The organism is uncultured Pseudacidovorax sp., from assembly GCF_913773995.1.
Taxonomy (GTDB): Bacteria; Pseudomonadota; Gammaproteobacteria; order Burkholderiales; family Burkholderiaceae_C; genus Xenophilus.
This window is the reverse complement of sequence record NZ_CAJYES010000075.1, coordinates 15,634-36,096: the sequence shown is the minus strand read 5'-3', so window position 1 is coordinate 36,096 and position 20,463 is coordinate 15,634. Positions and strand designations below refer to the sequence as shown.

The 20,463-nt window shown below is 71.6% G+C and carries 17 protein-coding genes; 4 read left to right on the top strand and 13 right to left on the bottom strand.

The window, feature by feature from the left end:
- Nucleotides 1–52: 52 nt before the first annotated feature.
- The 3 genes from QZ772_RS06440 (at nt 53) to QZ772_RS06430 (ending at nt 3,397) form a co-directional block, all read left to right on the top strand.
- Nucleotides 53–1,030, top strand: coding sequence for a tripartite tricarboxylate transporter substrate binding protein (locus QZ772_RS06440; protein ID WP_295524123.1), 978 nt, complete (start codon nt 53–55; stop codon nt 1,028–1,030).
- 9 nt (nt 1,031–1,039) lie between these two features.
- A complete protein-coding gene (locus tag QZ772_RS06435) occupies nt 1,040–2,791 on the top strand; it encodes a thiamine pyrophosphate-requiring protein (protein WP_295524122.1) in 1,752 nt (583 codons plus the stop codon).
- Between the two features lie 84 nt (nt 2,792–2,875).
- Complete coding sequence (locus tag QZ772_RS06430) at nt 2,876–3,397, top strand: MarR family transcriptional regulator (RefSeq protein WP_295524121.1); 522 nt, start codon at nt 2,876–2,878, stop codon at nt 3,395–3,397.
- Between the two features lie 30 nt (nt 3,398–3,427).
- On the opposite strand, the gene QZ772_RS06425 is transcribed toward QZ772_RS06430, so the two are convergent.
- From QZ772_RS06425 to QZ772_RS06385, 9 genes are all read right to left on the bottom strand, one after another.
- Nucleotides 3,428–4,951: a tripartite tricarboxylate transporter permease gene (locus QZ772_RS06425; RefSeq protein WP_295524119.1), complete on the bottom strand. Its 1,524-nt coding sequence runs from the start codon at nt 4,949–4,951 to the stop codon at nt 3,428–3,430.
- 9 nt (nt 4,952–4,960) lie between these two features.
- Nucleotides 4,961–5,398 (bottom strand): tripartite tricarboxylate transporter TctB family protein, encoded by a 438-nt coding sequence (locus QZ772_RS06420; protein ID WP_295524118.1) that lies wholly within the window; start codon nt 5,396–5,398, stop codon nt 4,961–4,963.
- A gap of 155 nt (nt 5,399–5,553) precedes the next feature.
- On the bottom strand, nt 5,554–6,792 hold the full coding sequence (locus QZ772_RS06415; RefSeq protein WP_295524116.1) for a PrsW family intramembrane metalloprotease: 1,239 nt from the start codon (nt 6,790–6,792) through the stop codon (nt 5,554–5,556).
- Nucleotides 6,789–7,409, bottom strand: a complete 621-nt coding sequence (locus QZ772_RS06410; protein ID WP_295524114.1) for a hypothetical protein — start codon at nt 7,407–7,409, stop codon at nt 6,789–6,791. The genes QZ772_RS06415 and QZ772_RS06410 overlap by 4 nt, the downstream gene beginning before the upstream one ends.
- Before the next feature lie 154 nt (nt 7,410–7,563).
- Nucleotides 7,564–7,896: a hypothetical protein gene (locus QZ772_RS06405; RefSeq protein WP_295524112.1), complete on the bottom strand. Its 333-nt coding sequence runs from the start codon at nt 7,894–7,896 to the stop codon at nt 7,564–7,566.
- Nucleotides 7,897–7,955: 59 nt separating this feature from the next.
- Entirely contained in the window at nt 7,956–8,654 is a 699-nt protein-coding gene (locus tag QZ772_RS06400) for an HAD family phosphatase (RefSeq protein WP_295524111.1), read from the bottom strand.
- Nucleotides 8,655–8,939: 285 nt separating this feature from the next.
- A complete protein-coding gene (locus QZ772_RS06395) occupies nt 8,940–9,821 on the bottom strand; it encodes a citryl-CoA lyase (RefSeq protein WP_295524110.1) in 882 nt (293 codons plus the stop codon).
- A complete protein-coding gene (locus tag QZ772_RS06390) occupies nt 9,818–11,017 on the bottom strand; it encodes a CoA transferase (protein WP_295524109.1) in 1,200 nt (399 codons plus the stop codon). Before QZ772_RS06390 ends, QZ772_RS06395 begins: the two co-directional genes overlap by 4 nt.
- A 3-nt stretch (nt 11,018–11,020) precedes the next feature.
- Nucleotides 11,021–11,989 carry a tripartite tricarboxylate transporter substrate binding protein gene (locus tag QZ772_RS06385; protein WP_295524107.1) on the bottom strand — a complete coding sequence of 323 codons (969 nt, stop codon included), beginning with the start codon at nt 11,987–11,989 and terminating at the stop codon, nt 11,021–11,023.
- Between the two features lie 188 nt (nt 11,990–12,177).
- On the opposite strand from QZ772_RS06385, the gene QZ772_RS06380 reads away from it, so the two are divergent.
- Entirely contained in the window at nt 12,178–12,978 is an 801-nt protein-coding gene (locus tag QZ772_RS06380) for an IclR family transcriptional regulator (protein WP_295524105.1), read from the top strand.
- 22 nt (nt 12,979–13,000) lie between these two features.
- Here QZ772_RS06380 and QZ772_RS06375 read toward each other — a convergent pair whose 3' ends face one another.
- From QZ772_RS06375 to treY, 4 genes are all read right to left on the bottom strand, one after another.
- Nucleotides 13,001–13,777, bottom strand: coding sequence for an alpha/beta fold hydrolase (locus QZ772_RS06375; protein WP_295524104.1), 777 nt, complete (start codon nt 13,775–13,777; stop codon nt 13,001–13,003).
- Entirely contained in the window at nt 13,761–14,927 is a 1,167-nt protein-coding gene (locus QZ772_RS06370) for a DUF3182 family protein (RefSeq protein ID WP_295524102.1), read from the bottom strand. Before QZ772_RS06370 ends, QZ772_RS06375 begins: the two co-directional genes overlap by 17 nt.
- 70 nt (nt 14,928–14,997) lie before the next feature.
- Nucleotides 14,998–15,237 carry a DUF3606 domain-containing protein gene (locus tag QZ772_RS06365; RefSeq protein ID WP_295524100.1) on the bottom strand — a complete coding sequence of 80 codons (240 nt, stop codon included), beginning with the start codon at nt 15,235–15,237 and terminating at the stop codon, nt 14,998–15,000.
- 95 nt (nt 15,238–15,332) lie between these two features.
- A complete protein-coding gene (treY, locus tag QZ772_RS06360) occupies nt 15,333–20,432 on the bottom strand; it encodes a malto-oligosyltrehalose synthase (RefSeq protein WP_295524098.1) in 5,100 nt (1,699 codons plus the stop codon).
- Between the last annotated feature and the right edge of the window lie 31 nt (nt 20,433–20,463).

Genomic DNA, 20,463 nt, shown 5'->3' with positions numbered 1-20,463 from the left:
GTGATCTGCCACCCGAGCGACGCCCCAGGCAGTCACGACTCAGGAGACAGACATGGTGAAGCTACTTCGTTACGTCCTCGCGGTCGCGCTGTCCGTGGTCGCGGGGGCCGGCCTGGCCCAGGAGGCCTATCCGTCCAAGCCCGTGCGCATCCTCATTCCCTACGCCCCCGGGGGCGGCGTGGATGCCGCTGCCCGCCTCGTGGCCCAGTCGCTGGGGACAGCGATGGGCCAGAACTTCGTCGTCGAGTCCAAGCCCGGCGGCAACACCGTGATCGCGGCCGAGGCCGTGGCGCGCGCGGCGCCGGACGGCTACACGCTGCTGCTGACGGGCGGCTCCACCATGACGCTGCTGCCGCTCACGCAGGCCAAGCTGCCCTTCGTGCCGCTCAACGACTTCGCGCCGGTGGGGCAGGTGTCGCGCCTGCCCTACTTCCTCGCGGTGTCGGCCACGCAGCCCTACAAGAGCGCGAAGGACCTGCTCGCCGACCCGAAGGCGCGCGACGGCGCGCTGGCCTATGCGAGCAACGGCATCGGCTCGATGGCGCACATCGGCACCGAGATGCTGATCCAGCGCGCCGGCGCCAAGATGATCCACGTGCCCTACAACGGCTTCACGCCCGCCATCGCCGATCTGGTGACCGGGCGGACCGTGATGGTGATGGCCGACCTGGCGCCGCTCAACGCGCAGATCCAGGACGGCAAGCTGCGCCCGCTGGCCGTCGCATCCGAGAAGCGCTCGCCCTTTCTGCCGGACGTGCCGACCCTGGCCGAGGCCGGCTTTCCGGGCACCGAGTTCGAGGTGTGGCTCGCGCTCTACGCGCCGGCGAAGACGCCGCGGGCCGTGGTCGACAAGCTGTCCGCCGAGCTGAACAAGGTACTCGCCAACCCCGGCACGCGCGAGGCCTTCGTGCGTCTGGGCCACGAGGCCGACTACGCCGCGCCCGATGCCGTCCGCAAGCGCATCCAGGCCGAGCAGAGCGCCTTCGCGCCGGCCGTGCGGGCCGCTGGCCTCGCCGCGCAGACCAACTGACCACGCCCCATGGAATTCCAACGCTCCCCCGACGACGACGACACCACCGCCCACACGGCCTCGCATCATCTGCTGCAGGCGCTGCTGAACCACGGCGTCGAATACCTGTTCTGCAACCTGGGGACGGACCACGCGCCGCTCATCGAAGAGATGGCGCGGTGGCGCGAGCAAGGGCGGACGTTGCCCCAGGTGGTGCTCTGCCCGCACGAGAACACGGCCCTGCACATGGCCGGGGGCTACGCCATCGCCACCGGCCGCGGCCAGGCGGTGCTGGTGCATGTGGATGCCGGCACGGCCAACTCGGCCATGGCCATGCACAACCTGTTCCGCGCGCGCGTGCCGGTGCTGCTGATGGCCGGCCGCGCGCCGGCCACCACCTTCAACCAGGTGGATGGCGGGCGCGACACCTATGTGCACTTCGTGCAGGAACCCTTCGACCAGGGCAGCGTGGTGCGCCCCTACGTCAAGTGGGAATACACGCTGCCCTGGCCATCGATGGCCGCCGAAGTCATCGCCCGCGCGCACTCGGTGATGCAGAGCGATCCGCCGGGCCCCGTGTACCTGATGCTGCCGCGCGAGATGCTGGCCGCGCCCTGCCCGCCGCAGGAGCTGCATCCTTTTCCGGCGGCCAGCCATCGGCCCGTCAAGGCCGGCGGCACGCATCCGGCGCCGATCCAGCAGATCGCGGAAAAGCTCGTGGCCAGCGAAGACCCGCTGCTGGTCACCGCCTATGCCGGCCGCCATCTGCGCACGCCCGCCCTGGTGGACGCGCTGGCGCGGCTCATCGGCATGCGCGTGTGCGAGTTCAACAGCGTGCACCTGAACATCCGCCGCGACAGCCCCTGCTTTGCCGGCTACCTGCCTGGGCCCTTCGCAGAGAAGGCCGACGTCGGCCTGATGCTGGACGTCGACGTGCCCTGGGTGCCGAAGACCACGCGCGTCAACCCGAACGCCTGGTGGGCGCAGATGGACCTCGACGCCATCAAGCGCGACATGCCGATGTGGGGCTTTGCCACCCACGCACGCGTCGAGGGCGACAGCGAACTGCTGCTGGCCCAGCTGATCGACGCCGTGAAGTCGCTCGCCACACCGGCCTTCGAGGCACGGGCGGCCGAGCGGACGAGGAAGCTCGAACGCGAACATGCCGAGCGCCAGCGCAGGATCGACGCCGCGGCGCAGGCGCCCGGCGAGCGCGGCGCCATCAACCCGGCCTTCCTGTGCGCCGCCATCCACCGGGCGCTGGACAGCCGCGACACCGTGATCAACGAAGGCATCCGCAACACGCTCACGGTGTTCGACCAGGTGCCCCGCAACGAGCCGGGCACGCTGCTGGGGCTGCCGGGCGGGGGGCTGGGCTTTTCGGCCGGCACGGCGCTGGGCGTCAAGCTGGCGCGGCCGGACGCCCGCGTGGTGCATTTCGTGGGGGACGGCACCTTCTACTTCAGCAATGCCACCTCCACGCTGGCCGTGGCGCGGGAGTACGGCCTGCCGATCTTCACCGTCGTGCTCGACAACGGCGGCTGGTCCGCGGTGAAGGAAGCCACCCTGCGCATGTACCCCAAGGGCCGGGCCTACGCGACGGACGAGTACGCCTCGGTGCTGCCCACCGGCATGGACTTCGCCGGCGTGGCCGAGGCGGCGGGCGCGCATGGCGAGCGGTTGGTCGATCCGGCCGATGTCGAGGCGGCCGTCGCCCGCTGCATCCGCGCGCTGGACGAAGGGCGCAGCGCCTTGCTGCACGCGCGTATCGCGCCGCTCTGAGGAGTGCTGAGCAAGGGGGCTCCAGTACCATCCGGGCGACCCGCAGGCCGCCCCATCGGGAGGCCGCCCGACCGAAGCCGCATCTTGACGAACAAGCCCGCCGCGCGCAGCAGCCAGCGTCGACCCTCCCCCGCCCCTTCAGCCCGCGCGCAGCCGCGGCGCAACCTTCCCCTGCTGCTGCTGCAGGTGCGTGCCGCCATCGTGGGCCGCTTCCGCCATGTGCTCAAGAAGACGGGGCTGACGGAGCAGCAGTTCCGCATCCTTCGCGCGCTCCATGTGCGCGGCACGCTGGAGCCGCGGGAGCTCTGCGCCATCTGCCATATCTCCAGCCCCAGCCTGAGCGGCGTGCTCGCGCGCATGGAAGGCATGGGACTGGTGCAGCGCGAGCGGCACCCGGACGATCAACGCCGGCAGCATGTGTCGCTCTCGCCGCGGGCCAACCAGATGTTCGCGGATGTGAGCGAGGACATGGAGGCCGTCTACCAGGAACTCGAAGCGGCCCTGGGCCCGGCCTTCGTGGACCAGATGTACGCCATGTGCGACACGGTGCTCGACGTGCTCAAGACCTCGGAGGGGCCACTGACGGCCGAGGACGACGCCGTCTGATGACGGCGCCGGCCTGCGCGCCGGCAGGCGTCAGGCGGCGGCTTCCGCCAGGTCCAGCTGCCGCTTTGCGGCGATCTGCCTGCGCACCGTGCTCCAGATCGTCCACACCAGCATTACCGCCGTCACCCCCAGCAGGCTGCCGCTGATCGGGCGCTCGATGAGCACCATCGGGTCGCCGCGGGACAGCAGCAGCGTGCGGCGCAGGTTCTCTTCGAGCATGGGGCCGAGGATGTAGCCCAGCAGCAGCGGCGCGGGCTCGAACTTCAGAACCATGAGCGCGTAGCCGACTACGCCCAGCACGGCCACCATGTAGATGTCGAACTCGTTGTTGTTGACGCTGTACACACCGAGCGCCACGAAGACGAGGATGGCCGGATACATCCAGGCAAAGGGAATGCGCAGCAGTGCGACCCAGATGCCGATGGTCGGCAGGTTCAGGATCACCAGCATGATGTTGCCCAGCGCGAAGCTCACGACCAGGCCCCAGAAGAGCGCCGGCTGTTCGCTGATCAGCATCGGCCCCGGCTGGATGCCGTGGATGATCAGCGCGCCCAGCATCACCGCCATGACCGCATCGCCCGGAATGCCCAGCGAGAGCGACGGCACGAAGGCGGTCTGCGCCGCGGCGTTGTTGGCCGACTCGGGCGCGCTGATGCCGGCGATGGCGCCCTTGCCGAAGGCCTTGGGGTCGCGGCCCACGCGCTTCTCGATGGCATAGGACATGAAGGCCGCGATGGACGGGCCCACGCCCGGCAGCGCACCCAGCGCCGCGCCGAGGGCGGAGCCGCGCATCATGGGCGCGACGCTCTCGCGGAACTCCGCGCGCGAGGGCACCATGGACTTCATCGACACCGGCTCGGGCTTGCGCTCCATGTCCGGCGAGTTGATGCAGCGCACCACCTCGGCCACGCCGAACAGGCCCATGGCCAGCGCCACGAGGTTGATGCCGTCGGTCAGTTCGATGATGCCGAAGTCGAAGCGGGCGACGCCCGAATTGACGTCGGTGCCCACCATGCCCATCAGCAGCCCCAGCACCACCATGGCCAGGCCCTTGGCCGCCGAGCCGATGCTCATGGACGAGGCGGCCACCAGGCCGAGCACCATCATCGAGAAGAACTCGGCCGGGCCGAACCTCAGCCCGATCTCGGCAATGGCCGGCGAGAACAGCACCAGCAGCACCAGGCCCGTCATCGCGCCGACGAGCGACGCGATGGTGGTGATGAACAGGGCCAGACCCGCCCGCCCCTTCTGGGCCATGGGGTAGCCGTCGAGGCAGGTGACGGCCGACGACGGCGTGCCCGGCAGGTTGAGCAGGATGGCCGCGGTGGAGCCGCCGTACTGCGCGCCGTAGTACACGCCCGCCAGCATGATGATGGCCGCCGTCGGCTCGATGTGGTACGTGATGGGCAGCAGCAGCGAGATGGCCGCCAGCGCGCCGATGCCCGGCAGCACGCCGACGACGGTGCCCAGCAACACGCCGAAGAAGCAATAGGCCAGGGTCATCGGCTCCATCGCCACCTGGAGCCCGAGAAGAAGGTTGTTCGCCAGATCCATGGGTCTTGCTTACCAGGGCCAGGTGGGGACGTTCATCTGCAGGCCGACCACGAAGATGAGCACGGTCAGGACAGCCACGGCCACGGAGACCATCAGCTTCTGCCGCATCGGGATGCACGCCGGGATCAGCGCCACCATCGACGTGGCCACCGAGGCCACCACCACGCCCGCAGTCTGCAGCAGCGCCGCGAACAGCACGATGCTGGCAGTAGCGGTCGCGAGGTTGCGCCACTGCACCTTGATGGGCGAACCCTGCCGCCACCACGCCGGCAACGCCACCAGCAGGCCCAGCAGCGCGAGCAGCCAGCCCAGGACGATGGGGAAGTAGCCGGGGCCCATGCGGCCGGCGGTGCCCATGGTGTAGCGGCTGGCATACAGGCCGAAAAATACGCCGATGACGACCAGGGCGATGCCGCCGACCAGGTCGTGCGTGTCTCTGTGCTTCATGGATTCCTTCGTTGCTTCGGCACTGCCAAAAATCGCGCAGTGCCGCCACCCTGGGGGGTGCCGAAGAATGTTAGGTCGCGCCCTTCGCGCAGCACGTGAACGTCACATTGCCGTTTGGCAAGCTTTCATCCGCCCGCACCGGTGGTCTGACGCCCTCAGGGCAGGCGCCCCACCCGCGGCTCCATCAGCACGCCGAGCGTCTCGCGCAGGCGCCGGATTCGCCGCTCGTTCTTCAGCGTCCTGCGCCCCCGCCCATAGATGGAGGCCTTGAGCACCAGCCGCAGTTGCTCACGCTGCAGCCGGCGTTTGAGCCGCCGCGCGCGGCGGCCGTAGTCGCGGCCGATGGCACGCCGGGCGCGCAGGCGTTCCAGCGGATCGCCCAGGCGCTCGCGCTCGTCGTCGGCCAGCAGGTCGCGCTCGGGCACCAGCGCCTCGGCCTGGGCATGCAGGTAGGCACCGGTCTCGCGCGTGGCGGCGCGCCAGATCAGGACCGCGGCCAGCAGCAGGGGCAGGCCCTTGGTCACCATCAGCAGGCTGACGCCCAGGCTGCTGTTGGGGAACCAGCTTTCGAGCCAGGGCGAATTCCAGACGAAGTGCATGGCCCAGGCCAGTCCGAAACAGGCCACGGCCACGCCCACACGCACCGGCCGGCTGCGCTCGGTGTGCCGCAGGTACCAGGCCACGCCATAGGCGGCCACCGCGCTGAAGGCGGCGTGGGTCCACAGGCCCGACAGCACGCCGCGGCTCAGCAGGTTCCACAACACCGGGTAGACCTGGTTCTCCAGCGGGAAGTTGATGGCCGCGCGCACGGTGTACGCCAGGTTCTCCACCACCTGGAAACCCAGGCCGGCCATGGCGCCGACGATGAGCACCGACAGCTCGGTGCGGAACTGCCGGCGCGCCATCTGCACCAGCAGCAGCACGCCCGCGAGCTTGAGGAATTCCTCGGTGATGGGGCCGGCCAGGGCCGGGCCCCAGGTGGCGGCGAACTCGGGCGAGACCTGTTTGGCCGCCAGGCTCTGGATGGCGCGGTTGGCCGGCGCCGCCAGCGTGGGCGCGGCCAGGCCGCCCCAGGCAAAGGCGAGGCCGTAGGCCGCGGGCCGGTGCTGCGCCAGCAGGTCCATGGCGCCGAAGGCGGCCATGAACAGGCGCGCATACAGCGCCCAGGCCAGCGTGGCCAGCAGCGCCGCCACCGGCACCACACGCAGGCCCGACAGGTAGAGCTGGCCCATGGACCACAGCCCGAGCAGCAGCAGCGCCACCATCAGCCAGAAGGCGGCGCGCCGCGGCTGGAAGAAGGGCTCCTCGGCCTCGAAGGCCTGCAGGCGCGCCAGGGCCTTGGGCTCATGGGCGGATGCGGGTGAAGGCGCGACCGGCACGACAAGCGGTCTCATGCGGCACCCAGGTCCATCGAGGCCAGCATGTCCTGCGCCTCGGTCAGCGCCTGCGCGCCGGCGTCGGTGTCCTGGTTGGGGCCGTAGAAGTCGACGGTGACGACGGTGGCACGCGCCTCGTCCATCACCAGCCACAGCCGGCCGCTCGTGCGCGCCCCGTAGTAGGCGAAGGTGGTGCCCTGCAGGCCCCAGTCGGTGAAGAAGCCCGAGGGCTCGCCTTCCACGCGCAGGCGGTAGCCGCGCTCCAGCAGCCGCTGTTCGCGCCGCAGCAGGCCGTCGGCGTCGCCATGCCAGGCGGCGGTCTGCACCGAAAAGCTGTGGCCGCTCTTGACCAGCACCAAGGACTGGCCGGGCCGCGAGCGGGCCACGTCCATCTGCCAGCCGGGAGCGGGCACGAAGCGGGCGGGGCCGATGGTGAGCGGCTGCCCCTGGGCCACGGCCCGCGCGCTCGGAGTGAGCTGGTCCCACAGCTGCAGCCCGCCCACGTACAGCACCATGGCGGCCGCCAGGGCGAGCGTGGCGGGCCAGGTGGACTGGCCAGGACGAGGAGCGGCGGGCATGCCGGCGATGCTGCCATGGCCGGACTGCACGGCGCTGACACGGGATGGCGAGGTCATGGCGACCGGCGTGCAACGCGCATGCCAGCGGCTGGGCGGGCGAGCATTGGGACGCCTGCGGTGCGAGCGCCCTTCGGAGCGGCCGGGCGGGCGCATCGGGAACCTCCGGCTTCGCCTGCGGTGCGAGCGCCCTTCGGAGCGGCCGGGCGGGCGCTCATCCCTTCTCGGTCTCCAAGTGCGCGTCGCAGCCTTTGCCCGCCGCGATGTAGCGCCGGGCCAGGCGCGCCAGCAGCGGGGCGGCGCGGCGCAGTGGGCGCGGCAGCCAGCGCTCGGGTTGCACGATCAGCCCGCAGCGGTAGACCTGCGCCTCGCCCTGCCAGACCAGCGCGGCGCAGGCGCCCTGCGTGCGCCGGCTGGCGACGATGCCCAACGGGCAGGGTGCATGCGCACAGCACACGCCGCAGCCGTTGCACGGGGCGCCATAGGGCGGCTTCTCCGGCGCTTCGGGCTGCAGGTGGATGACGCGATGGGGTCGGGGGTCGCCCATGGTGGCAGGGGCAAGGCGGCGAGGGCGGCGGCGCGACGGACGCGGGGCAGAGGCCGGGCTCAGCGGCCGGACCACGCGGCCAGCAGAGCGGGCAGCCGGGCCATGTCCTCGAACGTGGTCGCCGCGCCGACCGACAGCAAGGCCTGGCTGCCGCTGTGGCCCGGCCCGCCCGGGCTGTAGCCGAAGACGGTCGCGCCTGCGGCCACGCCCGCGGTGGCGCCGGTGACGGTGTCTTCCACCACGGCGCAGCGCGCGGCCGGCACGCCCAGGGCGGCGGCGGCGGCCAGGTACACGTCGGGATGCGGCTTGCTGCGCGGCGTCTCGTGGCCGCTGAAGATGCGGCCTTCGAGCAGGTCCAGCAGGCCGACCTTGGCCAGTTGCAGTTCGACCTTGCGCCGGTCGGCGCCCGAGGCGCAGGCGATGCGGCCGTCCAGCCGGTCGTGCAGCGCGCGCACGGCTTCCACAGCACCGGGAATGGCCACCAGCTCGCGCTCCAGCGCCTCGTTGCGGCGGGCCCAGAAGCGGTCGAGCCAGGCGCGGTCGATGCGCACGCCAGTGCGCTGGTAGATCAGCTCAGCCTCGTCCTTCACGGCCTTGCCGATGAAGACCTGCATCGCCTCTTCCTCGGTGATGGCCCAGCCCAGCTCGTGGAGCATCGTCACCAGCACGCGGTGGGTGATCGGCTCGGAATCGACCAGCACGCCGTCGCAGTCGAAGAGCACGGCGTCGAAGGGGAAGGGGGATGCGGCAGAGGACATGCGGGGCAGTCAGGCTGGGGAAAGGAAGACGACGGAAAGCCGGCGAGCATAGCCGCCGATGCCCCTCTGCGCCCCGCATGCACGCCCCTGCCCCAATGCCAGGCAGTTCATCAAAGTCCGTTCGGGCTGAGCTTGTCGAAGCCTGGCGCAAGCCCTTCGACAAGCTCAGGGCGAACGGGTTGTCTCAAGCTCAGGGCGAACGGGCTATCTGACTGGCATTGCGCCCTTGCCCCGCCGCCGCGCCCCTGCCCCGCCGCCGCGCCCGCAGACGACGGTGCGCCATCGTCAGCGCCGGGCCGGCACCTCGCGCTGCGGCGGGCCGTCGTAGGTGGGCTGGTACTGCCGCGGAATCGGGCCCTTGATGCGCACGTTCTGCGCGGTCTGCTCCCACGCATGCGCCAGCACGCCCACCGAGCGCGACAGGCAGAACAGCCCGCGCGCCAGCGGCGCCGGAAAGCCCAACTCGGCATAGATGACGGCGGTGGCGCCGTCGATGTTCATGGGAATGGGCTTGCCCTTGGTGGCAGACAGGCGCGCCTCCACCGCGCGGCCGATGCGGGCGAAGCGCCCGCCCACCTCGCCGGCCGCCGCGGCCTCGTCCACCAGCGCCAGCAGCGGCGCCGAGCGCGGGTCCACCGGATGGAAGCGGTGGCCGAAGCCCGCCACCACCTTGCCGCGCGCGGCGATGAAGGCGTTCAGGCCTTGCTGCACGGCGCGGTCCTCGTCGGCACCGGCATCGATGCGGGCGGCGATGTCCTCGTAGAGCTCCACCGCCTGCTCGCCGGCGCCGCCGTGCACGTCGCCCAGCACGTTGACGGCCGAGGCCATGGCGCTGTTCAGGCCCACGCCGCAAGTGGCGGCCATGCGGGCGATGGCGATGCTGGGCGCCTGCGGGCCGTGGTCCACGGCGGCCATCAGCGCGGCCTCCAGCAGCGCGGCCTGGCCGGGCGTGGGCAGGTCGCCGCGGGTCATCAGCCAGATCATCTGGGCCAGGCTCACCCGCTCGCGGATCAGGTCCTGGATCGGGTAGCCGCGGTAGCGGATGACGCCCGGCGACATGTCGATGATCGAGGTGCGCCACCAGTCCTCGGTGGTGCGGCGGGCATCGGGGGCAGGCTTGGCGCCGCCGGCGGAAGCGCCAGCCGGCAGGGATGCGGGATCGGTCATATGGCTTGTTCGTCTTGCAGTTGCGCGATCTCCCCGGCCGAGTAGCCGAGGCTGGCCAGGATCTCGCTGGAATGCTGGCCCAGCGTGGGCGGCGGCGTGTCGACGCGCGGCGCCTGGCCGTCGATCTTGAAGCCGGTGCGCACCACGCGGATGTCGCGGCCCACGCCCGGCACGTCGTCGAAGCGGCCGATCATGCCGCGGCCGGCCACCTGCGGATGCGCCAGCGCCTCGCCCACGGTGTAGACCGGCCCCGCCGGCACGCCGGCCTGGTTGAGCAGCGGCCACCAGGCCTCGGTGGTGCGCGCGGCCAGCGCCGCTTCGAGCAGGGCCTTGAGTTCGGCGCGGTGCTGCAGGCGGCCCTGGCGCTCGCAAAAGCGCGGGTCCTGCGGCAGGTTGGGCCGCTCCACCACGCGGCACAGGGCCTCGAACTGCTCCTGCTTGTTGGCGGCGATGTTGAGCAGCCCGTCGGCCGTGCGGAAGGTGCCGGAAGGGCTGGCGGTGAAGTTGTCGTTGCCCATGGGCTGCGGCGCGCGGCCGGCGATCAGGTGGTTGGAGACCACCCAGCCCATGGTCGCCATCACCGCTTCGAGCATGGAGACGTCGATGAAGGTGCCGCCGGTGCGCTGCCGGTCGGCCAGTGCCGCCGCGATGGCGAAGGCCGCCGTCATGCCGCCGATGGTGTCGGCCATGGGGTAGCCCACGCGGTAGGGCGCGTTGTCGGGCGCGCCGGTGATGCTCATGGTGCCCGACATGCCCTGGATGATCTGGTCATAGGCCGGCAGGTCGCGCAGCGGGCCGTCCTGGCCGAAGCCGGAGATGGCGCAGTAGACGAGCCGCGGGTTCTCGGCCAGCAGTTTGTCGTAGCCCAGGCCCAGGCGCTGCATCACGCCGGGGCGGAAGTTCTCCACCAACACATCGGCCGTGCGCACCAGGCGGCGCAGCACCTCCTTGCCTTCGCGCTTCTTGAGGTCGACGGTGATGGAGCGCTTGCCCGCGTTCTGCGCCAGGAAGGACACGCCCATGTGGCGGCGGTTGAGTTCGGGGTCGGCCCCCAGTTGCCGGGCCAGGTCGCCGCCCTGGCGGCTTTCCACCTTGATGACGTCGGCGCCCATGTGGGCCAGCTGGTGGCAGGCGAAGGGCCCGGCCAGCACATTGGTGAGATCGAGGACGCGGATGCCCTGCAACGAAGCACCCATCCTTCAATCCACCCGCGCGCCGGACTCGCGCACGGCCGTGCCCCAGCGCGTCTGCTCGCTCTTCATGAAGGCACCCAGCTCGGCCGGCGTGCCGCCGCGGGCCGCGCTGCCCTCGTCGCGCAGGCGGGCGATCACGTCGGGGCGCTTGAGCGCGACATTGGCCACGGCATTGAGCGCATCCACCGCCTCGGCCGGCGTGCCTGCGGGCGCCACCAGGGCCTTCCAGTCCTCGGCGACGAAGCCGGGGTAGCCCGACTCGGCCACCGTCGGCACGTCGGGCAGCACCTCGATGCGCTGGCCCGAGGTGACGGCCACGGCGCGCAGCTTGCCGGCCTTGACCATCGAGATGACGCTGGGCGGCGTGGCGAAATAGATGTCGGTCTGCCCGCCCAGCATGTCGGTGATGGCCGGGCCGGCGCCCTTGTACGGCACATGCATCACCTGGATGCCGGCGCGGCGCGCGAACATTTCGCCGGCCACGTGGCCCACCGTGCCGGTGCCGGCCGAGGCCATGGTCAGCTGGCGGCTCTTCGATTGGGTCTTGAGGTCGGCCAGCGTGTGGATGGCCGAATCGGCCCGCACCACCAGCACCACCGGCTGCGAGGCCAACAGCACCACCGGCGCGAAGTCCTTGGCCGCATCGAAGGGCATGCGGCTGTAGAGCGCGGGATTGATGGCCAGGTTGGCCGTCTGGCCGGCGCCGAAGGTGTAGCCGTCCTTGCGGGCCTTGGCCACGGCGTCCAGGCCGATGTTGCCGCCGGCCCCCGGCTTGTTGTCGATGACGAAGTTCCAGCGCGTGTCCTTGGCCGTGATCTCGTTGACCACGAGCCGCGTGAGCACGTCCGTGCCGCCGGCCGGCGGAAAGGGCACGACGATCTTGATGGGCTGGGTGGGAAAGCCGGCCTGCGCGGCGGCCAGGGCGCCGTGCAGCGCCAGCGTGGCGCAGAGCGCCAGACGGGGGAAGGTCTTCAAGGGGAGTCTCCTGGATGGCGGCTGTTCTGTTGCACAGAACTCAAATCCGTTAGACAGAACTCTAGGCCGCCTCATCCGCTTGGACTATCGGGTTAACCCTCGGCACATCCCGCGCAGGAAGGCCGGAGCGCGGGCATGTCACACTGCGCGCCGCTCCCGCGAACCGCCCCTTCTGCCCCGCTGCCGCCATGACCGACGACGACGCCTCCTCTCCCGCCGACGCCCCCGAGTCCAGCGGCGTGGCCGTGCTCGACCGGGCCTTCGCGCTGCTGGCCGCCTTCGACGCCGACAACCCGCGGCTGACGCTGTCGGAGCTGTCGCGCCGCACGGGCCTGTACAAGAGCACGGTGCTGCGCCTGCTGGGCGCGCTGGAGCACGGCGGCTTCGTGCGGCGCCTGCCGGACGGGCAGTACGCCATCGGGCCGCAGCCACTGCGGCTGGCGGCGGTGTACCAGCACTCCTTCCAAGTGGGGCATGTGATCGAGCCGCTGCTGGAGCGGCTCAGCGCCACCAGCGGCGAGACGGCCTCCTTCTACGTGCGGCACGGTCTGCAGCGGGTGGCCCTGTTCCGCGTGGAGCCGGCGCGCTCGGTGCGCGCCTCGGTGCAGATCGGCCAGGGCTACGCCATCGGCCAGGGCGCATCCGGCAAGGTGCTGATGGCTTTCGGCCTGCAAGGCGAGCCCGACCTTCCCGAGCTGCCGGAAGCCGACGCCATCCGCGCCCAGTTCTGGGCCACCTCCTGGGGCGAGCGCGACCCCGAGACGGCCTCCGCCGCCGCGCCGGTATTCGGCGTGGGCGGCGAGCTGCAGGGCGTGCTGGCCATCTCCGGCCCGCGCCAGCGGCTCGAACAGGGCGACGCCATGCGCAGCGCCTGCCGGCAGGTGCTGGAGGCCGCCCGCAATGCCACGGCGGCGCTGGGAGGCAACCCGGCAAATTTCGCGGCGAGCCTGGACGCGCTGCACCAGCAGGCCACGAACGAACCCACCTGAAGGCGGGTGGCAGGCGGGCGACTCAGGGCGGGCTGACCGGAGCGCGCGAGGCGGCCATGTCCGGCGCCACATGCAGCCCGCGCATCATCTCCGTCATCCACGTCACCAGCAGCGCGCCGTAGGCCTTTCTCCAGCCTTCCTTGGACAGGGCATGGTCGGCGCCCGACAGCACGCGGTAGGTGACCGAGCGGACCGCACGGAACGACCCCAGGTAGTTGGCGATGACCGGGTGCGGCACGGTGCTGTCGTGCTCCGACTCCACCACCAGCACGTCGCCCCGGAAGGCCTCGCAGGCGCCCAGTGCGCGGTTGGCCTCCGGCGCGATGGAGGTCAGGCGATAGGCGGCCAGATCGCTGCGGCTGAGCTGGCCCTTGGGCACCTCCCAGTCCTCGTCGCGGTACAGGGCGGGCGCGCGCATGGCCAGCCAGCGCACGGGGCGTAGGCCCGTCACCAGTGCGGCCAGATAGCCGCCGTAGCTGCTGCCGACGATGGCGATGGCGGTGGGGTCGACGGCGGGATGGGCGGCCAGCGTGTCGTAGGCGGCCAGCACGTCCCGCAGGTTGTCCTCGCGCGTCACATCCAGGCGCTGGGCAGCATGGCGGGCATGGCCGCGCAGGTCGAAGGTCAGGCACACGCAGCCGAGTGCGGCGATCTCGCGGGCACGGGCGAGGTATTGTTCCTGACTGCCGTCCCAGCCGTGCACCAGCAGCACGCCGGGCACCTTGGCCGCGGCCACCAGCGTGCCGTCGATCCTCTGGCCGTCGACAGGAATCTGCAGGGTCTCAAGCTGGGTCTGCATCGGGAAGGATCAGCGCATAGCGGGTGATGAGGCCCACGCTCGGGTCCACATCGCGGTAGTAGACCTGGGCACCTTCGGGCGGCACCTCGTCGCCGTAGCACTCGCCGCTGGCGGCGCGCAGGCGCTGCAGGGTGGGGTCGGCATGGAAGCGCTCCAGCGCGGCGATCTCGGCGCTGGTGGCGCCGCCCAGCCGCCACGACTGCTCCAGCACGCCCGAGCGCCACTGGCCGTGCACGTCCATGCCCTGGGCCACGTCGTAGTTGATGCGCGAGGCGAAGAAGCCCGGGTAGCAGCGCTCCACCGCCGCGTGGTAGCTGCGGGCCTGCGCCACGGCCAGACGCAGTGCGTCGGGCAGGAAGGGCTCGGCCATCAACACGTCCAGGCCGCCGCGCACGAGCGTGAGCTGCGAGCCGCCATACACCGCCTCGCCCTGGTTGTCGTAGGTCAGCCGCTGATGGCCGTGGTAGCTGAGCACCAGACTGCCGACGATGACCTGGCCCACGCTCACCGTGTCCGGATGGCGCAGGTTCTCTTCCAGCACCACGCCGTCGGCGGCGATGGCAGGGTCGCCCAGCGCGTCCAGCTGGCGGTCCAGCGACTCGGTGTCGTGGGCCACGCTCTGGCCACGGCCGGCGGTGCCGCGCACAGCCTTCACGCGCACCGGCCCTCGGGCCAGCACCAGCCGGCCGGCGCGGCGGGCGTCGGCCAGGCTGAATGCGGTGTAGCCATGCAGCACGGCATCGGCGGCGTGGGTGTGGAAGTCGGCCGACCAGCCCTCGGGCTGCGCCGCATCCGGCGCCACCAGCGGATGGGTGATGGCCTTGGTGGCGACGAAGGGATGGGGCACCACGCCGCCGAACAGGTCATGCGGGCCTTGGATGCCGGCCGCAGTGGCATCGGAAGACGTGAGGGTGTCGTTGGGCACCACGTACTGCGGCGCGCTGGCGGGTCGCTGAGGGTCGAAGTCGCCGACGAAGCGGAAGCCTTGGAGGCTGGCCAGCCGCTGCGCGAAATCGGTGCGGGCGGCGCGCTCATGGGCACTGTCGTAACCGCGGCCCGCCATGTGCCACAGCCAGGTTTCGCCAGGCGGAGCGCCCGGCGCGGGCATCAGCGGATGGGCGCGGCCATCCTCGAGATCCAGAACGGGCATCGGTGCTCTCCAGTGTCCGGTGGCAATGGACCGATGCTGCGAAGGCGGCCGGCCGGCCGCGTAGGTGCTTTCAGGCAGTGAGCGTCGGCCACGGTGCGGCCGCGGGCGGACGGGCACCCCAGCCATCGCGCATCAGCCGGCGCACGGCACCGGGCGAATCGCCCACGCGCTCCACCGCCAGGCGCAGCAGCGACTCGGTGACGCCGAACTCGCCCATCCAGTAGCTCACGTCCTCTCGGCAGTCGAGGTGGATGCGCTCGGGGTGCTGCAGCACGCTGCCGGGGAACACGGCACTTTGCAGAGTGGTCATGGCTGTCTCCGTCGGACCTTGGGTAGACATCCATGATGACGGCGCCATGTGACCAAACGCAGCAGGCGCAGGCGGGCACCCGCGCAGGACAGGGCCTACACGGCGTGTTCCGCGGGCACCAGCACGGCGCAGGGCAGCGTCTGCAGCAGGGTGTCGACGGCGACCTCGCCGCCTTCGACATGGCGGCCGCTGAGCACGTCGCGCCATCCGCCGTCGCAGCGCGGCAGCGTGAGGCGGGTGCCCGCCCACGGGTGCGCGTCCCAGCCGGCAGGCGGTGGCGCATCGCGGCGGTCCGCGTCCTGGCTGGCGAAGAAGCGGCCGGCCACGAAGACCATCGCATCCTGGCCCGCCTGTCGGGTGAATGCGATGACGGCGTCGTCGGCATCGCCGCTGGCCATCAGCGGCCGATGGTCGCCGTCGCGCATCAACGCCGCCTGCTCGCGGCGCATCTGCAGCAGGCGCCAGACCGTCCACAGCTTGGCCTCGCCCAGGCGTGCGGGCGTCATGCGTTCCGCCAGCGCCTCGGGCATGCGCTCGGGCCGTGCGGCCAGCGCCTCCAGGCCAGCCAGCAACTCGCTGCGCGCTTCGTAGTCCACCGGGCGGCGGTTGTCGGGGTCGACCAGGCTGAAGTCCAGGCACTCGGTGCCCTGGTAGGTGTCCGGCACGCCGGCCGAGCAGAACTTGAGCGCCGTGAACACGAGCGAATTCAGGCCGCCCCACCAGGCCAGCCGTGCGACCAGCGGCTCGAAGTCGGCGCGGAACTCTTCGCTGTCGACCACGCCGCGCACGAACATCTCGAGGGCGCCCTCGTATTCCTCGTCGGGCGTGACCCAACTGGTGTGGCGCTTGCCTTCACGGGCAGCCTTGTGCATGTAGCGCACCAGGCGCTCGGCCAGGTCCTCGCGGGCCTGCTGGTCAGCGCCGGCCGCCGGCCAGATGCCAAGCATGGTCTGGTACAGCAGGTACTCGTCGGCGCGCGAGGGCGACACGCCATGTTCGAGCATGGCCACCTGCGCCTCGGGCTCGGTCAGCGCATGCCACCTGCGCAGGGCCAGGCGCCACAGGGCCGGCAGCTCCGACAGGGCATGCAGCCGCATGCGCACGTCCTCGGCGCGCTTGTTGTCGTGGGTGGAGCTGGCCAGCAGCGTGTGCGGCCAGCGGCGGGCCCGGTCGGCGCTGGCTTCGTGGAACTCCTCCAGCGTGAAGCCGAAGGTGGCCGGATCGCCGCCCACCTCGTTGAGCGAGGCCAGCGGGTACCAGCGGTAGAAGGCCGTGTCCTCCACGCCCTTGGCCGCCACCGGCGCGCTGAACTGCTGGAAGCGCGCCGCCAGGGCCAGCACCTGCGGATGCAGCACAGGATTGCCGGCATGCAACTCGCCGCGCAGGGCCTGGCCCACGAAGTCGTAGATGCTGTCGTCGGCCAGTTCGCCACGCTCGCGCGCGGCCTCGATGGCATCGTCGATGTAGTGCCGGTCCTGGTCGGAGAGGCCGCGCGCGGTGACATAGCTGCGGTAGACGCGCATGCAGGTGGCCACTTCCGCCAGGGCGCGCCGCAGGTTGTTGAGGGTGTAGTCGCGGGTGCGCCGGTCGGCGCGGGCAATGCGCAGTGCCGCGGCGGCGATCATGGTCAGGTCGGAGGCCAGCGCATTGCGCGTCACGGCGCGCTTGCCCTGGTACTCGACCTCGTGGAACGGCGCCAGCTCGCCGGTGAAGCCGCGCCAGATGCGCTCGAAGGCGGCCTCGGCTTCGGTGTCCACCAGCACACCGGCCGCCACATTGGCGAACCGGTAGCCGGTGGTGCCATGGATGGCCCAGGCCTCGGGCACCTCCTCGTGGCCGGCGGCGATCTTTTCTGCGACGACGTACAGGGGCCGCTCGGGCCGGCCGCTGCCGTCGTCGGCCGCGAGGCGGCGGCCGGTGCGCCGCGCGAAGCCCTGCTGCAGGCGGTCGAAGTACACCGCAGGATCGTGCAGGCCGTCGGGGTGGTCGATGCGCAGGCCGTCGACCAGCCCGCGCGCCACCAGGTCCAGCGGCAGGGCATGCGTGGCCTCGAAGACCTCCGGCCGCTCCATGCGCAGCGCGGCGAGCTCATTGACGTCGAAGAAGCGTCGGTAGTTGATCTCGTCCGAGGCCACACGCCAGAAGGCCAGCCGATAGTGCTGCGCCTCCAGCAGCTGATGCAGCGCCTCGCGGTGGCGCGGATGGTTCCAGCGCGTCACGGCCGACTGCAGGACGCTGCCGAAGGCGGTGGATTCACCGAGCAGCGCGGCCAGGCGGGCCTGGGCGGCGGTCTTGTCGCGGGCGCGCCGCGCGGCCTCGTCGGCGCCGGTGGGCAGCGATGCGAAGGCCTGCGCCACGCCAGCGAGCGCCGCGGAGTCCTCAGTACCGGCCATCAACGGCTCGGCCGAACGCAGCACGGGCGCATAGCTCTCGGGCGCGACCGGCCAGCAGTGGTCGTGGTAGTGGATGGACAGCCGGCCGGTGGCCGCGTCCAGCGCCAGCTTGAGCTCTCCGTCGTCCAGCACCTGGCCATAGGCGCCGCCCAGCACCGCCAGCAGCACCTTGCCCGCCAGCTCTGGATCGGCGGGCTGCCACTCGATGTCGAAATGGTTGGCGTAGAGCGAGGCGGGACCGTTCTCCAGCACGTCCTCCCACCAGGGGTTGTCCCCACCGAGCACGCCCATGTGGTTGGGCACGAGGTCGAGGATCTGGCCCATGCCATGGCGCTGCAGCGCGGCGCAGAAGCGCATGAAGCCGGCCTCGCCGCCCAGCTCGGGATTGATCTGGTCATGCGCCACCACGTCGTAGCCATGCGTGCTGCCCGGCCGCGCCCGCTGCAGCGGCGAACAGTAGACATGGCTGATGCCCAGTCGCTGCAGGTAGGGCAGGATGGCGATGGCATCGTCGAAGGTGAAGCCGGCATGGAACTGCAGCCGGTAGGTGGCCCGCGGCAGGCGCAGCGGATGCCGCACCGGGCCTTCCGCCGCCGCCGCGCCACCCACCGCGGGACGCTCGGCCGCGACGGCGGCAGCGATGGCCGCCACACGCGGCGCCTGCGCCCACTGCTCCACCGGCAACGCCAGGCGCCGGCGCCAGTTGGGATGCTCATTCACCGTGCCCGGCAGGTTGGCCTGGCCACGCTCTCCGAGCAGGTCCTCGGCCTGCACCATCAGGAGCCGAGAAGGCGCCTGGGCCAGCCAGCCATGCACGGCCGCTGCCGCCTCGGTGCCGAAGTCGCCGCTGCCCAACAGGCGCGCGCCGGCCTCGGCATCCAGCCGGCCGGCGTCCTCCAGCGCAAAGGCCAGCTGAACGCGGTCGGCGGCACGTTCGGCCAGCTGCTGGCGCGCCATCTCGTCGCTGGGATAGAGCTGCAGCCGGATGCGCTCGCGCAGGTCGTCGCCCGACCACCAGCCTTCGAGCGTCGCCAGGTCGTGCGTGCTCACCGCCGCCAGGGCCTGGGCCGGATAGGCCGCCGGCCGCTTGAAGGCCGCGCCTTCGCGCTCGAACACCATCAGCCGGTACGACAGCAGGCCATAGCGCTGCATCAGGGCGCGCGTCTCGTCGGTGACGGTGCCCAGGTCCTCGCCGATGACGACGCAGCGCTGGCGCCGGCTTTCGAGGGCGACGATGGCCATCATCTCCTCGGCCGGATAGGCGACGTAGGCGCCGCTCGCGGCCTTCTCGCCGGGCGGGATCCAGAACAGCCGCGTCAGCCCCATCACATGGTCGATGCGCACCGCGCCGGCGTTGCGCATGCTGGCACGCAGCGCCTCGATGAACAGGCCGTAGCCGCTGGCGCGCAGGGCGGCGGGCCGCATGGGCGGCAGGCCCCAGTCCTGGCCCAGCTGGTTGAGGGCGTCGGGCGGTGCGCCGACGCTGGCGCCGGGTGCGAACACGTCGCCGCCGGCCCACGCGTCCGCGCCATGGCGGTCCACCGACACGGCCAGGTCCAGGTACAGGCCGAGGGCCATGCCGCGGCTCTGGCACTGGCGTGCGGCGGCATCGAGCTGGCTGGCGGCCAGCCACTGCAGCCAGGCCTGGAACTCGACCTGCGTCGCATGCTGCTGGGCGAAGGCCCTGACTTCGGCCGAGCCAGCATCGCGGTAGGCCGCGGGCCAGCAGGGCGGTCCCCAGCAGTCGGGGTCGCGGGCACGCAGATGGCGGCGCAGGGCCTCGAAGGTGGCGTGGCGCTGCAGGGCCTCGCCTCGCTCCCGGCAGAACGCGCGGAAGGCCTCCTCGCGCTGCCGGGCGACCAGGCCGGGCTCCGGCGTGTTGCGACGGGCCTGCACATGCGCATGCAGCAGCGCCAGCACTTCGAGCTTGGCGGCGGCCACGCCTTCATGGTCGACCAGCGACTGCGCACGCAGGTGGCTGAGCCGCGCCTGGAAGGGCTCCGACTCCACCAGGCGGCGCGCCTCCAGGCAGTCGGCGTATTCGGGCAGCGCCTCGATGGCGATGTAGAGCGGATTGAGGAACAGCCGCGACGACGGGCTGTACGGGCTGCACTGCGCCGGATCGTCCAGGAACAGCGCATGCAGCGGATTGAGACCCACCGCCTGGGCGCCCAGCCCGGCCGCCTGCTCGACCAGCCGGCCGAGGTCGGCGAAGTCGCCCATGCCCCATTGGGTGTCCGAGCGCAGGCCATAGAGCTGCGCAGCCACGCCCCAATGACGCACGCCCTCGGCATCGCCCGGAGGCGGCTGGCAGCAAGCGGGCGCGGCGATGACCAGGACCTCGGCCGTGCCCACGCGCAGCCGGTGATAGCCCATGGGCAGCGCTTCGGGCAGATCCAGCACTGCCGGGCGCTCAATGACGGTGCGCCCGTCGACGTGGCGGCGCCCGCTCTCGCCCTGCCCGAAGTCGATCACGCCCTCGTGCGCGCCGCCCTGCTCCAGCTGGAGCGTCCAGGGCGGCGGGATCTCGCCTTCGGGCCAGCGCAGCGTGAGCGGCACCCGCAGCGAATCGGCCTGCGCCAGCACCACCGGCGGCAGGGGCCTGCGCCATTCGGCGGCGTCCAGCTCGTCGATCTCCGCCTGCCAGGCGGCCTCGTCGTGCGGACCGTGGCGGCCCAGCCCCAGCTCATGCAGCAGGCTGGCCAGGTGCTGCGGCTCGACGGTCACCTCGCGGCCCCAGACGTCGTGATAGCGGGGAGCAAGGCCGCAGCGGGCGCAGGCGCGATAAAGGGCGTCGAGCATGGAAGTGCAGTCGCAGAAGGAACGGTGAGAG

What these genes read in the sequence shown, in the direction of transcription:
- QZ772_RS06440 (WP_295524123.1), top strand. Translation starts at nt 53, where the DNA reads ATGGTGAAGCTACTTCGTTACGTCCTCGCGGTCGCGCTGTCCGTGGTC.
- QZ772_RS06435 (WP_295524122.1), top strand. Translation starts at nt 1,040, where the DNA reads ATGGAATTCCAACGCTCCCCCGACGACGACGACACCACCGCCCACACG.
- QZ772_RS06425 (WP_295524119.1), bottom strand. Translation starts at nt 4,951, where the DNA reads ATGGATCTGGCGAACAACCTTCTTCTCGGGCTCCAGGTGGCGATGGAG.
- QZ772_RS06420 (WP_295524118.1), bottom strand. Translation starts at nt 5,398, where the DNA reads ATGAAGCACAGAGACACGCACGACCTGGTCGGCGGCATCGCCCTGGTC.
- QZ772_RS06415 (WP_295524116.1), bottom strand. Translation starts at nt 6,792, where the DNA reads ATGAGACCGCTTGTCGTGCCGGTCGCGCCTTCACCCGCATCCGCCCAT.
- QZ772_RS06410 (WP_295524114.1), bottom strand. Translation starts at nt 7,409, where the DNA reads ATGACCTCGCCATCCCGTGTCAGCGCCGTGCAGTCCGGCCATGGCAGC.
- QZ772_RS06405 (WP_295524112.1), bottom strand. Translation starts at nt 7,896, where the DNA reads ATGGGCGACCCCCGACCCCATCGCGTCATCCACCTGCAGCCCGAAGCG.
- QZ772_RS06400 (WP_295524111.1), bottom strand. Translation starts at nt 8,654, where the DNA reads ATGTCCTCTGCCGCATCCCCCTTCCCCTTCGACGCCGTGCTCTTCGAC.
- QZ772_RS06395 (WP_295524110.1), bottom strand. Translation starts at nt 9,821, where the DNA reads ATGACCGATCCCGCATCCCTGCCGGCTGGCGCTTCCGCCGGCGGCGCC.
- QZ772_RS06390 (WP_295524109.1), bottom strand. Translation starts at nt 11,017, where the DNA reads ATGGGTGCTTCGTTGCAGGGCATCCGCGTCCTCGATCTCACCAATGTG.
- QZ772_RS06380 (WP_295524105.1), top strand. Translation starts at nt 12,178, where the DNA reads ATGACCGACGACGACGCCTCCTCTCCCGCCGACGCCCCCGAGTCCAGC.
- QZ772_RS06375 (WP_295524104.1), bottom strand. Translation starts at nt 13,777, where the DNA reads ATGCAGACCCAGCTTGAGACCCTGCAGATTCCTGTCGACGGCCAGAGG.
- QZ772_RS06370 (WP_295524102.1), bottom strand. Translation starts at nt 14,927, where the DNA reads ATGCCCGTTCTGGATCTCGAGGATGGCCGCGCCCATCCGCTGATGCCC.
- QZ772_RS06365 (WP_295524100.1), bottom strand. Translation starts at nt 15,237, where the DNA reads ATGACCACTCTGCAAAGTGCCGTGTTCCCCGGCAGCGTGCTGCAGCAC.
- treY (WP_295524098.1), bottom strand. Translation starts at nt 20,432, where the DNA reads ATGCTCGACGCCCTTTATCGCGCCTGCGCCCGCTGCGGCCTTGCTCCC.